The 11,770-nt window shown below is 73.6% G+C and carries 14 protein-coding genes; 12 read left to right on the top strand and 2 right to left on the bottom strand.

Annotated elements, in window-relative coordinates; genetic code table 11:
* A partial coding sequence (locus tag IE312_RS42320; protein WP_229900565.1) for a M48 family metalloprotease occupies positions 1 to 602 on the top strand: 602 nt, incomplete at its 5' end.
* Between the two features lie 2 nt (positions 603 to 604).
* A complete protein-coding gene (pspAB, locus tag IE312_RS29355) occupies positions 605 to 1,189 on the top strand; it encodes a PspA-associated protein PspAB (protein ID WP_189985317.1) in 585 nt (194 codons plus the stop codon).
* Between the two features lie 22 nt (positions 1,190 to 1,211).
* On the opposite strand, the gene IE312_RS29350 is transcribed toward pspAB, so the two are convergent.
* On the bottom strand, positions 1,212 to 1,487 hold the full coding sequence (locus IE312_RS29350; protein WP_189985316.1) for a hypothetical protein: 276 nt from the start codon (positions 1,485 to 1,487) through the stop codon (positions 1,212 to 1,214).
* 210 nt (positions 1,488 to 1,697) lie between these two features.
* Between IE312_RS29350 and IE312_RS29345 the strand changes: the two genes are divergently transcribed.
* Positions 1,698 to 2,879, top strand: a complete 1,182-nt coding sequence (locus IE312_RS29345) for a winged helix DNA-binding domain-containing protein (protein ID WP_189985315.1) — start codon at positions 1,698 to 1,700, stop codon at positions 2,877 to 2,879.
* A gap of 312 nt (positions 2,880 to 3,191) precedes the next feature.
* Here IE312_RS29345 and IE312_RS29340 read toward each other — a convergent pair whose 3' ends face one another.
* Positions 3,192 to 3,506 carry a hypothetical protein gene (locus tag IE312_RS29340; RefSeq protein ID WP_189985314.1) on the bottom strand — a complete coding sequence of 105 codons (315 nt, stop codon included), beginning with the start codon at positions 3,504 to 3,506 and terminating at the stop codon, positions 3,192 to 3,194.
* A gap of 219 nt (positions 3,507 to 3,725) precedes the next feature.
* On the opposite strand from IE312_RS29340, the gene IE312_RS29335 reads away from it, so the two are divergent.
* The 9 genes from IE312_RS29335 to IE312_RS29300 all read left to right on the top strand — a co-directional run.
* Positions 3,726 to 4,094 carry an arsenate reductase family protein gene (locus tag IE312_RS29335; RefSeq protein ID WP_189985313.1) on the top strand — a complete coding sequence of 123 codons (369 nt, stop codon included), beginning with the start codon at positions 3,726 to 3,728 and terminating at the stop codon, positions 4,092 to 4,094.
* 119 nt (positions 4,095 to 4,213) lie between these two features.
* A complete protein-coding gene (locus tag IE312_RS29330; protein ID WP_189985312.1) occupies positions 4,214 to 4,948 on the top strand; it encodes an SCO2207 family protein in 735 nt (244 codons plus the stop codon).
* Between the two features lie 438 nt (positions 4,949 to 5,386).
* The gene (glnII, locus tag IE312_RS29325; protein ID WP_189985311.1) at positions 5,387 to 6,427 is read left to right on the top strand and encodes a glutamine synthetase; all 1,041 of its coding nucleotides are present in this window, start codon (positions 5,387 to 5,389) and stop codon (positions 6,425 to 6,427) included.
* A gap of 271 nt (positions 6,428 to 6,698) precedes the next feature.
* Entirely contained in the window at positions 6,699 to 6,821 is a 123-nt protein-coding gene (locus tag IE312_RS43855) for a hypothetical protein (protein ID WP_268254366.1), read from the top strand.
* Between the two features lie 120 nt (positions 6,822 to 6,941).
* On the top strand, positions 6,942 to 7,520 hold the full coding sequence (locus IE312_RS29320; protein ID WP_189985310.1) for a winged helix-turn-helix domain-containing protein: 579 nt from the start codon (positions 6,942 to 6,944) through the stop codon (positions 7,518 to 7,520).
* Between the two features lie 59 nt (positions 7,521 to 7,579).
* On the top strand, positions 7,580 to 8,623 hold the full coding sequence (locus IE312_RS29315; RefSeq protein ID WP_189985309.1) for an NAD-dependent epimerase/dehydratase family protein: 1,044 nt from the start codon (positions 7,580 to 7,582) through the stop codon (positions 8,621 to 8,623).
* 31 nt (positions 8,624 to 8,654) lie between these two features.
* The gene (locus IE312_RS29310) at positions 8,655 to 9,932 is read left to right on the top strand and encodes a sensor histidine kinase (protein WP_189985308.1); all 1,278 of its coding nucleotides are present in this window, start codon (positions 8,655 to 8,657) and stop codon (positions 9,930 to 9,932) included.
* Complete coding sequence (locus tag IE312_RS29305) at positions 9,917 to 10,570, top strand: LuxR C-terminal-related transcriptional regulator (RefSeq protein WP_189985307.1); 654 nt, start codon at positions 9,917 to 9,919, stop codon at positions 10,568 to 10,570. The genes IE312_RS29310 and IE312_RS29305 overlap by 16 nt, the downstream gene beginning before the upstream one ends.
* 136 nt (positions 10,571 to 10,706) lie before the next feature.
* Positions 10,707 to 11,770, top strand: a 1,064-nt coding sequence (locus tag IE312_RS29300; protein WP_229900564.1) for a DUF1996 domain-containing protein, incomplete at its 3' end; no start/stop codon positions are given.

Raw genomic sequence — 11,770 nt, 5'->3', positions numbered from 1 at the left:
CGTTCGCGACGGGACGCAGCGCCGGTCACGCGGTGGTCTGCGTGACGACCGGGCTGCTGCGCCGGCTGGAGCCGGCGGAGCTGGAGGGCGTACTGGCGCACGAGCTGTCGCACGTGCGGCACAAGGACGTCGCCGTGATCACCATCGCGTCGTTCCTGGGGGTGCTCGCCGGTCTGGTCGTCCGGTTCGCGTTCTACTCCCAGGTGTTCGGCGGCGGCCGCCGCGACCAGAACACCGCCGCGGTGTTCGCCGCCGTGCTGGGCGTCTCCGCGGCCGTGTACGCGATCAGCTTCCTGCTGATCCGCGCGCTGTCGCGGTACCGGGAGCTGGCCGCCGACCGGGCGGCGGCGCTGCTGACCGGCCGGCCCTCGGCGCTGGCGGCGGCGCTCACCAAGGTCTCCGGGGAGATCGCGCGGATCCCCAGCGAGGACCTGCGGACGGCCCAGGCGTTCAACGCGTTCTACTTCACCCCGGCGACCGGCCGGGAGCCCGGCGTCGAGCGGTTCTTCTCCACGCACCCGAGCCTCGAGCAGCGGCTGGAGCAACTGGGCCGGATCTCGGCGGAGCTGGGCGAGGCCGCCGCCCCGGGGAAGGCGGGCTGACCGTGGGGCTGCTGGACATCCTGCTGGGCCGTTCGAAGCCGGTCGCGCCCGATCTGGACCAGCTGTTCGCGCTGCCGTCGGCGGCCGTGACGCTGGAGGCGGCGACCGGTTTCACGCCGACCGGTGCCGGGGCGGTGTGCTTCGCCTCGGTCGAGGGGGGCGCCTTCGAGCAGCTGCACCGGGAGCTGCGGGCGCTGCTGGACGCGGACACCGACCGCACCGGCCCGCCGGTGGAGCTGCACCGGGACGGCTACGGCTACTCCTGGCTGGTGTCCCGGCGCTCCCCCGGCCGGCTGCCCGAGCTGGTCAACGACCTGCACGCGGTGAACAGCTCGCTGGAGGTCAACGGCTTCGGCCCGCAACTGCTGTGTTCGCTGGCCTCTTTCACCGACGGGGCGGGCCGGAGCCTGGCGCTCGTCTACCTCTACAAGCGCGGCACGTTCTACCCGTTCGCCCCGCTGCCCGGCGCCGCCGAGCGGCGGGACACCGCGCTGGAGCTCCAGCTGAAGGCGGTCCTCGACGGCGACCTGCGCGTCGAGCCGGACCTGGGCCGCTGGTTCCCGCTGTGGGGCGCCCCCGGCCTGTGACGGCCGGCGGCGCCCCGCGGCGTCACCGCGGGCTCCCGTCCCGGTCCTGCCGGCGGGCCTCGGAGGGCCGCTCACGGCGGTAGCGGCGCTCCCACTCGGCCTGCCGGTCGCGGCGCTGCCGGTACGCCCGGTAGCTGTCGGGCGGTGCGCCGGGGGCCGCGGGCGGGGCCGGACCGGGCGAGCCGCGTCCGTGTGTCGCGTACAGGTAGAGCAGGGCGACGGCGGCGAGCCACCACAGGTGGTTCCCGAAGCCGAGGATCACCAGGACGACGGTCGCGGTCGCGAGGATTCCACGCATGACGGACCTCCGAGTGAGGTGAGCCGGAGGGGCGGGAGGGACGGGAAGTGTCTGTTTCGACGCTGTTTGTTCAGAGTAGGGAGGGCGCGGCGGCGGCCGCACCCGGTTTTCGGCGGCGCCGGTGGGCGGTGGCCGCTCCGGTAGGGGACCGGATTGTCGGTGGCATCGGCGACCATGGCGGCACGAGACCGTGAGCCCGGGGAGGCCGGCATGACGCGTGGACGGCGGCACATCGGCGTGGCGGAACGACGGGCCCGGCTGGCCCTGCGGCACCGCCTCGCGGGTACGGCACGGGCCGCGACCCCGGAGGAGGTCGCGGCCTCCCTGGTGGCCCTGCACGGCAGCGACCCGGCGACCGTGCACCTGGCGGTGGCCGCCCGGCTGGCCGAGCCCGCGAAGGCGGTCGCGGAGACGGAGCGGGCGCTGTACGAGGACCGCACGCTGGTGCGCATGCACGGCATGCGGCACACCGTGTTCGTGTTCCCGTCCGGGCTGACGGCCGTCGTGCACGCCTCGACGGGTCTGGCGGTGGCCGCCCGTGAGCGGGCGGCCCTGCTGCGGGACATGGCGGTCGCCGGCGCCCCGGACGCGGCCTGGCTGGCCGACGTGGAGGAGGCCACGCTCGCCGCGCTGGCCCGGCGCGGCCAGGCGACGGCGGCGGAGCTGGCGGTGGACGAACCCCGTCTGCGCGAGCAGTTCGTCCACGCGGCCGGCAAGAGCTACGAGGGCGTCCACACGGTGTCGTCCCGGCTGCTGCGGGTGCTGGGCGTGGAGGGCAAGGTGGTCCGGGGCCGGCCGCTCGGCTCCTGGACGTCCGGCCGGTTCCGCTGGGCGCCGGCGCCGGCCCACCCCGCGATGGACGTGGCCGGGGCCCAGGCCGCCCTGCTGCGCCGCTGGCTGCGGGCGTGCGGACCGGCGACCGAGGCGGACCTGAAGTGGTGGACCGGGTGGCGGGTCACCGAGGTGCGCAGCGCGCTGGCGGCGATCGATGCCGAGGAGGTCGCCCTGGACGAGGGCACGGGGTACGTAGCCGACGGCGACACGGAGCCGGTGGCGGCCCCGGAGGAACCCTGGGCGGCGCTGCTGCCCGCCCTCGACCCGACGGCCATGGGCTGGCAGCACCGTGACTGGTACCTGGACCCGGTGCTGCGTCCGCTGCTCTTCGACCGCAGTGGCAACGTGGGCCCGACGGTGTGGTGGAACGGCCGGGTGGTGGGCGGCTGGGCGCAGCGCCCGGACGGCGGGATCGTGTGGCGGATCCCCGAGGCGGGCGTCCGCCGGGAGGCGGCGGCCTCGGTCGAGGCGGAGGCCGGGCAGCTGCGGGCGCTGCTGGGCGCCACCCGTGTCACCCCGCGTTTCCGCACCCCGCTGGAACGGGAGCTGACGGCGTGACAGCCGGAGCCCCGCGGCAGCGCGGGGCCCCGGCGGCGCGGTCCACCGGCGACGAGCGGGAGCCGGACGGCTCGGCGGAGTCGCACGGCTCGGCGGAGTCGCACGGCTCGGCGGAGTCGGGGCGCTCAGCAGGAGCCACACGACCCAGCGAGAACCGGTCGGCTCAGCGGAGCCGCACGACCCAGCGGGAACCGGGCGACTCGGCGGAGTCACACCGCTCCGCGGGAGCCGCACGGCTCAGCGGAGTCGCACGGCTCGGCGAGAACCGGGCGGCTCAGCAGATGCCGGGCCGCTCAGCGAGAACCGGTCGGCTCAGCGGGAGTACCGCATCAGCGCCCGCACCATGTGGCACGTGGTGTCCGACGGCGGACGCATACCGATGCGCTCGGCCGTGTCGCGGATGGTCTCGTTCCGCGCCTGGTCCGGCAGGAAGACACCGGAGTCGAGCAGGGCTATGGCGAGGCGCATGGCCTTCAGGCGCCGGTTGTGCGCGACGTACCACTCGCGCGGCCGCCCGGCCGGCAGCGGTCGCTTCGCCAAGGGCTCGTAGGGCGAGTCGAACAGCACGGCGCGCTGGGCGGTGGACTGGGTCGGCAACGGCTTGGGCTTCAGGGCGGCAGCGGGCACAGGCATCCTCCTGTCGCGGTCAGGCAGTCCCCGGGGGCCCCGGCGACTGCCTCGAACACTGCATCCAGTCTACCGGCGGCCACTGACAATCGGGGGTGCGCGAGAGAAGGTAAAGACGCAGGTCGGCCGGGAAGTTGAGCCGGTGTCACGGGTGGGGGCGGCGGGACTGCCGAGGTGCCGTGAAATCGAACAGAACCGCGGGCGAGTACCGTGTCCCGCATGGAGATCTGGATCAACCCGGCCTGTTCCAAGTGCCGGAGCGCGCTCAGCCTGCTCGACGCCGAGCAGGCCGACTACACCGTCCGCCGCTACCTGGAGGACGTGCCCGGCGAGGACGAGATCAGGGCCGTGCTGGAACGGCTGGGCCTGGAGCCGTGGGACATCACCCGCACCCAGGAGGCGGACGCCAAGGAGCTGGGGCTGAAGGACTGGCCGCGGGACGAGGGCGCGCGGGACCGGTGGATCACCGCGCTGGCCGAGCACCCCCGGCTCATCCAGCGCCCGATCATCACCGCGGACGACGGAACGGCGCTGGTGGCGCGCACCGAAGAGGCCGTGCGGGAGGCGCTGGACCGCAAGCGGAGCTGACGGCGGCCCAGTCGGGGTGTGACGCAGGTTACTTCCGCGAGTCACGTGACCGCTGAGTAGCCCCGTTCGGTATCTCGTACATAGCGGCGTACGCTCCCCTACCTCTTCAGGAGGCGCGGATGTCGCGCAGGAGAACTCTCGGTACGAAGAAGAAGATCGCGCTGTTCGTCAGCGCCGCGGCGGTGGCGGGCGGCGGGGCCTTCGCGCTGGCGTCCACGTCGAACGCCGCGCAGAGCCCGCAGCAGGCCAAGACGCTGTCCGCCGGGGACTCCACCGTGTGCCAGGGGCTGGCCACGGCCCACGGCAACAACGACAAGTTCATCGCGGACCAGAAGGCGAAACCGGACGCGCAGTCGGCGGCCCGGATCGCCAACCGCGAGGCGGTCATCAAGCAGATCGAGGTCCAGCAGAAGGCGGCCGGCTGCACCGTTGGGGAGTCGGCTCAGGGCTCCCAGGCGGCGCAGGGCGGCGGTGCCCAGCAGGGCGCGGGCCAGCAGGGCGCGGGCCAGCAGGCCGGCGGCGACCAGCAGGCGGGCGGTGCCCAGCAGACCGCGCAGCCCTCGCAGACGGCCGGCGCGGGAGGCGGCGGCGCCGGCGCGGCCACCGGCCAGCAGGTGTGCAAGGGCTCCACGGTCACCCTCTCCGGCGAGGGCGGCGCCCCGGCCGCGTCCAGCAACCAGTTCCCGGCGGGCACCACCCTGAAGGTCACCAACCTGGACAACAACAAGTCCACCACGGTGAAGGTGACGTCCGTCTCCGGCAGTTGTGTCCTGCTCAACAACGCGGCCTTCGAACAGGTCCGGGAGCCGGGCAAGTTCCTCATCCGCCGCGCCGTGATCGAGAAGGTGGGGTGAGGTCCGGGGACTGACGGGGCGCGGAGCGGGTGCGCCGCCTTGGACCCGGCACCGTACCGGTCCGGGTCCAGGGAGGAACAGGCGGCGCACCCCGGCGGACGCGCACGGTGCCCGGCCGGGCCGGCGAGCGCACGGGGGTGGCGGTCGCCGGCCCGGCCCGCGGCCGGGCGGTCCGGACGCCCCCACGAGGTGGCGCGCCGCGTACACGACCCGCGGCGCGCCACCGCGCACGCGGCCACGCCACCGGCCGGGAACCGGCGGGCGGGCCTCACCGGGTGAGCCCGGCCACAGAAAAACCCGGGTAACACGGGGTTCACATGCGGGCAATGGACGGGAAACGGCCTGTTGACAGGCTCCCGGCAGATCGAGCGGCGCACCGGTGCCGCAGCGCCGCGGCACTTTTGAGTGCGCCCGACCCACCCCGAAGGATGTGGCCCCGTGACCTTCAAGGCTGAGTACATCTGGATCGACGGCACTGCGCCGACAGCCAAGCTGCGTTCCAAGACGAAGATCATCACGGGTGCCCCGGCCGGTCTCGACGCGCTGCCGGTGTGGGGCTTCGACGGGTCGTCCACCAACCAGGCCGAGGGCCACGCCTCGGACCGCGTGCTCAAGCCGGTCTTCACCTGCCCGGACCCGATCCGCGGCGGCGACGACATCCTGGTGCTGTGCGAGGTCCTCGACATCGACATGACGCCGCACCGGTCCAACACCCGGGCCGCGCTCGCGGAGGTCGCCGAGCGGTTCGCCGCGCAGGAGCCGATCTTCGGCATCGAGCAGGAGTACACCTTCTTCGACGGCTCCCGCCCGCTGGGTTTCCCCGAGAACGGCTTCCCGGCCCCGCAGGGCGGCTACTACTGCGGTGTCGGCGCCGACGAGATCTTCGGCCGCGAGGTCGTCGAGGCGCACCTGGACAACTGCCTGAAGGCCGGGCTGGGCATCTCCGGCATCAACGCCGAGGTCATGCCCGGACAGTGGGAGTTCCAGGTCGGCCCGCTGTCCCCGCTGGAGGTCTCCGACCAGCTGTGGGTGGCCCGCTGGCTGCTGTACCGCACCGCCGAGGACTTCGGCGTCTCCGCGACCCTGGACCCGAAGCCGGTCAAGGGCGACTGGAACGGCGCGGGCGCGCACACCAACTTCTCCACCAAGGCGATGCGCGAGGGGCCTGAGGGCTATGCCGCGATCATCACCGCGTGCGAGTCGCTCGGTGAGGGCTCCAAGCCGCTGGACCACGTCAAGAACTACGGCGCCGGGATCGACGAGCGCCTGACGGGTCTGCACGAGACCGCTCCCTGGGACGAGTTCTCCTACGGTGTCTCCGACCGCGGCGCGTCGGTCCGCATCCCCTGGCAGGTCGAGAAGGACGGCAAGGGCTACATCGAGGACCGCCGCCCGAACGCCAACGTCGACCCGTACGTGGTGACCCGCCTGCTGGTGGACACCTGCTGCTCCGCGCTGGAGAAGGCCGGCCAGGTCTGACCGGCCCGCACATCGCACCGAGGGGCGCCCGCTGTCACAGCGGGCGCCCTTCGCGCATGTCGCGCCCCCGTTCGCGCCGGCCCCCGGTCGCGCCGGGCCGTCGTCTTGAGGAGTGAGACGGCATTCCGGACACGGTCGGCCGTCGACACGCCTCTGACCAGGGCCGAACTCCGGGGGAACGGGAGAATGCCACGTCAATTTCACGCCAAGGAAGCGTCCAAGCAGTGAGAGAAGGCTCCTGCCCGCCGCGCGCCTCTGCTTCAATGGGCCCATGGCCAGCTTCCAGCAGATCACCGCGACGGGTCGCCACGACCTCGAGCCGTTCTGGCCTTCCCGTCAGCACCACGACTTCGACCGGGTGTGTTGCCGCGCGATGAACGCGCGGGCCCTCTAAAGCCGTACACCCCCGGCCTTCGGCCAGCGCGGAACGACGTACGTCCTCCGGCGCGCCCGACCACGAATCGCGGCCGCCGCTCCTCCCGACGAACTCCTCGCGCGAAAGAGCTGACCTCTCATGGCGACCTCTCGTTCCCTCTCCACCGCCACCCTGCCCACCCCCGCCCCGAACGGCACCCGGCACCGGCTCCGCGCCGTCGACCGGGACGAGGTGGTCGGCGTAGCGGACTTCCTGCCGCCCGGCGCCACCTGGCTGCCCGCGCCGCAGCACACCCTGCCGGCCCTGCCGGGCCAGCCGCCGATGGTCGGTTACCTGGTGCTGGTGCCGGCCGACCAGCGGCCCCCGTTTCTGCCGGTCGCGGTTCCGGACCAGCCGGAGCCCGCGGCCGGCCCCGCCGGCACCGACCCGCTGGTGCGGATCGACCCCGTGCAGCGCACCGCCGACGTGGACGGCCGTGAACTTGACCTGACCTACCTGGAGTTCGAGCTGCTGGCCCACCTGGTGGCGCACCCGCACCGGGTGCACACCCGCGACCAGCTGGTCACCACGGTGTGGGGCTACGGCCACGTCGGCGACGGCCGCACCGTCGACGTGCACATCGCCCGGCTGCGCCGCAAGCTGGGCGCCCAGCACCGCCAGGCGATCCAGACGGTGCGCCGGGTCGGCTACAAGTACACTCCGCCGACCGGCCGCTGACCGTTCTGCCGTCGGCAGAGGCCCGTGCCCCGCGGGTCCGGACCGGGCACGATCCCGGCATGAGACTTCTGGTGCTGGGCGGTACGGAGTTCGTGGGGCGCGCCGTCGTGGAGGCCGCGCTCGGGCGCGGGTGGGAGGTCACCGTCTTCCACCGGGGACGGCACCGGCCCCCGGCCGGGGTGCGGTCGGTGCACGGCGACCGCACCACCCCCCACGGTCTCGCCGCGCTCGCGGCGGACGGCTCCCGCTGGGACGCCGTGGTCGACACCTGGTCGGCCGCCCCGCGTGCCGTGCACGAGGCGGCCCGGCTGCTGCGCGGCCGGGCCGGCCGGTACGCGTACGTCTCCAGCCGGTCAGTGTACGCGTGGCCCTGGCCGCGCGCCGCCGCCGAGGACACCCCGCTGGTCGAGGGCGCCGCCGACGCCGGGGCGACGGACTACGCGGCGGACAAGCGCGGCGGCGAACTGGCCGCCGCCGGGGCCTTCGGCGCGGCCGGCTCGCTGCTGGTCCGGGCCGGCCTGATCCTCGGCCCGTACGAGAACGTGGGCCGGCTGCCCTGGTGGCTGAACCGGATCGCCCGCGGCGGCCCGGTCCTCGCCCCCGGCCCGCGCGACCTGCCGTTGCAGTACGTCGACGCCCGCGACCTCGCCACGTGGCTGCTCGGCGCGCTGGAGCGCGGTCTGTCCGGACCGTACGACCTGGTGAGTCCGCCCGGTCACACCACGATGGGCGAACTGCTCGAGGCGTGCCTGCGGGTCACCGGCGCGGACGCCGAGCTGTGCTGGACCGATCCGGAGCCGATCCTGGACGCCGGGATCGAGCCGTGGACCGAGCTGCCGGTGTGGGTGCCGCCGGGCGGCGAGATGTTCGACTCCGTGCACTGCGCGGACGTGTCGCGGGCGCTGGCGACGGGACTGGTGTGCCGGCCGGTGGGCGAGACCGTCGCGGACACCTGGCGCTGGCTGACGCGGCTCGGCGGCGACGCGCCCCGGCGGCCGGACCGCACCCGTAAGGGACTGGACCCGGAGGTCGAGGCGAAGGTGCTGGCCCGGTCCGGGGGTGTACCTGGCACCACCCCCCGGGAGGGGGCCTCGGACGACTGACCCGGCCGCGGCCGTCGGCAAGACTGGCCGCATGAACACCGACCAAGACAGGTCCGCCTTCCGTTCCGGGGCCAAGGCGGCGCTGCTGGCCGCCGTGCAGGGGCTGGTGCTGGCCGTCGTCGTGCTGCCGTGCGGTGTGGCGTTCCTGGTGCTGACCCTCCTCTCCGTCGCCCTGGTACCGCTCGGCATCGGCATCGTCACCACTCCGGCGGTCCTCACCGGCGTACGGGCGCTGGCGGACGCCCGGCGGCGGCTCGCGGCCGACTGGTGCGGGATCCGGATCCCGGCGGCATACCGGCCGCTGCCCAGGACGGCCAACCCCTGGACGCGCACCGTGGCGCTGCTGCGGGACCCGCAGGTGCGGCGGGACGTGCTCTGGCTGCCGGTGGACATGACCGCGGGCTTCGTCACCGCGCTGGCGCCGGCCGTGCTGGTGTTCTTCCCGCTCCAGGGGTTCCTGGTGGGCGCCGGGCTGTGGCGGGCCTCCGTCCGGGAACCGGGCGACGTCTACTGGTACGCCTTCGTGCCGGTCACCGGCCAGGCGACGGCCCTGTGCGCGGCGGCGCTCGGTGCCCTGGTCGTCGCCGGCACCTGGCGCTTCCCGCCGCGCCTGCTCGCCGCGCACTTCCGGCTCACCCGGACCGTGATCGGAGCCTCCCGCGCCGCACTCGCCGAGCGGGTCCGGGTGCTGACCGAGACCCGGCGGGACGCGGTGGACACCTCGGCCGCCGAACTGCGCCGCATCGAACGGGACCTGCACGACGGCGCGCAGGCCCGGCTGGTCGCCATGGGCATGGACCTCGGCACCATCGAGATGCTGGTCGAACGGGACCCGGCGCAGGCCAAGCGGCTGCTGGCGCAGGCCCGCCGGAACTCCGCCGAGGCCCTGGCGGAGCTGCGCGACCTGGTGCGCGGCATCCACCCGCCGGTGCTCGCCGAGCGCGGGCTCGGCGACGCCGTACGGGCGCTGGCGCTGCGGCTGCCCGTTCCCACGGAGGTCACCGTGGAGCTGCCCGGCCGCGCGGACGCGCCGGTGGAGTCGGCCGCCTACTTCGCGGTCAGCGAGGTGCTCACCAACGCGGTCAAGCACTCCGGCGCCGAGCGGATCCGGGTCGACGTGCACCACACCGACGGCCGGCTGCGGATCATCGTCAGCGACGACGGCCGGGGCGGGGCGGCGGCCGGGGCCGGTTCGGGGCTCGCCGGGATCGAGCGCCGGCTCGGTACCTTCGACGGAGTCCTGGCCGTCAGCAGTCCCGCCGGCGGTCCCACCCTGGTGACCCTGGAGATCCCGTGCGTGTTGTCCTAGCCGAAGACCTCTTCCTGCTGCGCGACGGGCTGGTGCGGATGCTGGAGGCCTACGGCTTCGAGATCGCCGCCGCCGTCGAGTCCGGCCCCGAACTCACCCGCGCGCTCGCGGAGTCGGACCCGGACGTGGCGGTGGTGGACGTCCGTCTGCCGCCGACGCACACCGACGAGGGTCTGCAGTGCGCGCTCGCGGCCCGGCGGGCGCGGCCGGGGCTGCCGGTGCTGGTCCTGTCCCAGCACGTGGAGCAGCTGTACGCGCGCGAGCTGCTCGCCGACGGCACGGGCGGGGTCGGCTACCTGCTGAAGGACCGGGTGTTCGACGCGGAGCAGTTCGTGGACGCGGTACGGCGGGTGGCGGCCGGCGGTACGGCGATGGATCCGCAGGTGATCCAGCAGCTGCTGTCCCGGCGGTCGGCCGGCGACCAGCCGCTCGCCCGGCTGACCCCGCGCGAGCGGGAGGTGCTGGAGCTGATGGCCCAGGGCCGGTCCAACGCGGGGATCGCGGCCCAGCTCGTGGTGACGGAGCGGGCGGTCGCCAAGCACACCTCCAACATCTTCGCCAAGCTCGGCCTGGAGGTGTCGGACGACGACAACCGGCGCGTGCTGGCGGTGCTCGCGCATCTGGACGGTGACCGGTGACCAGCCAACTCTGTTGTTTCCGAGGGGAATTTGTGAAACCGGTGAACACCTCTGGGGTGGCGTCCGTATGGAAGGGCGCCGCTTCACTCCTGTCGGGCGCCTCGATGCTGCCCCGCAAGGAAGTCAGAGGAGTTCCATGGGACGCAACACACGAAAACGCCGTACGCCGCTGGCCACCAAGGCCATTGCCGCATCGGCGGCCCTAGCGCTCGGTGGGGGCGGGCTGATCTGGGCGAACTTCTACGCCTCGGCGCACGAGTCGAACAACCAGTCGTGGGGAGGCAACCAGACCAAGGCCGCGACGGCGCAGGTCGCGACCCTCTCCTGCCCCGACGTCGGCCAGAAGCTGACGAACGTGCCGAACGCGGCCCGGCAGGGCGTGGCGACGGAGCTGGCGAACCTCGACAAGCAGATCACCGAGGCCTACAACCGTCTCGCCTCCACGCGGGACGCCCAGGCGAAGGACCCGAGCTTCGTCCAGAACGCGATCGTCGGCCCCCTGAAGGAGAAGCGGGCCGCGACGATCGACCGGATCCGCATCGACGTCCAGCGGGTCGGCGGTTCCTTCGACAACGCGCTCAAGCAGCTCGCCGCCTGCACGACCCAGACCGCCAACCAGACGAACGCCGGCGGCCAGCAACAGAACGGCGGTCAGCAGCAAGGCGGCCAGCAACAGAACGGCGGCCAGCAGCAAGGCGGCCAGCAGCAGGGCGGCCAGCAGCAGGGCCAGAACGGTCAGCAGGGCAACGTCGGCGGGCAGGCCGGCAACGGCCCGGCCGCGGCGGACTTCGTCGACATCACCAAGGTGGCGCCGAACGTCCAGGGCAAGCCCCGCAGAACCGGCAACGCCTCGACCGGCACGTTCACCACGCGCTGCGGTGTGAACGCGAACAAGAACCACAACACCGACAACGTCATCGTGGCACCCGGCGTGGCCAACGGCGCGCACCACCTGCACGACTACGTCGGCAACCAGAAGGTCAACGCGTTCTCCAGCAACAACACGTTCCTGCAGGCCGGAACCAGCTGCCAGAACCGCAGCGACCTGTCGTCGTACTACTGGCCGGTGGTCCGCATCCAGGACGGCACCCAGGACTTCGACCAGAACAAGGACGGCGGCGGCAAGGAGGGCAACGTCGGCCGCATCCTGGTCCCGGCCCAGGCCCAGATCAAGTACGTGGGCAGCCCGGCCGGCAAGGT

This window comes from Streptomyces capoamus (assembly GCF_014654935.1).
Classification (GTDB): Bacteria; Actinomycetota; Actinomycetes; order Streptomycetales; family Streptomycetaceae; genus Streptomyces; species Streptomyces capoamus.
Note: the sequence above shows the minus strand (reverse complement) of the source record. Positions and strands in the feature narration are given on the sequence as shown.

What these genes read in the sequence shown, in the direction of transcription:
- IE312_RS29350 (WP_189985316.1), bottom strand. Translation starts at nt 1,487, where the DNA reads ATGCGTGGAATCCTCGCGACCGCGACCGTCGTCCTGGTGATCCTCGGC.
- IE312_RS29345 (WP_189985315.1), top strand. Translation starts at nt 1,698, where the DNA reads ATGACGCGTGGACGGCGGCACATCGGCGTGGCGGAACGACGGGCCCGG.
- IE312_RS29335 (WP_189985313.1), top strand. Translation starts at nt 3,726, where the DNA reads ATGGAGATCTGGATCAACCCGGCCTGTTCCAAGTGCCGGAGCGCGCTC.
- IE312_RS29330 (WP_189985312.1), top strand. Translation starts at nt 4,214, where the DNA reads ATGTCGCGCAGGAGAACTCTCGGTACGAAGAAGAAGATCGCGCTGTTC.
- IE312_RS43855 (WP_268254366.1), top strand. Translation starts at nt 6,699, where the DNA reads ATGGCCAGCTTCCAGCAGATCACCGCGACGGGTCGCCACGACCTCGAG.
- IE312_RS29320 (WP_189985310.1), top strand. Translation starts at nt 6,942, where the DNA reads ATGGCGACCTCTCGTTCCCTCTCCACCGCCACCCTGCCCACCCCCGCC.
- IE312_RS29315 (WP_189985309.1), top strand. Translation starts at nt 7,580, where the DNA reads ATGAGACTTCTGGTGCTGGGCGGTACGGAGTTCGTGGGGCGCGCCGTC.
- IE312_RS29310 (WP_189985308.1), top strand. Translation starts at nt 8,655, where the DNA reads ATGAACACCGACCAAGACAGGTCCGCCTTCCGTTCCGGGGCCAAGGCG.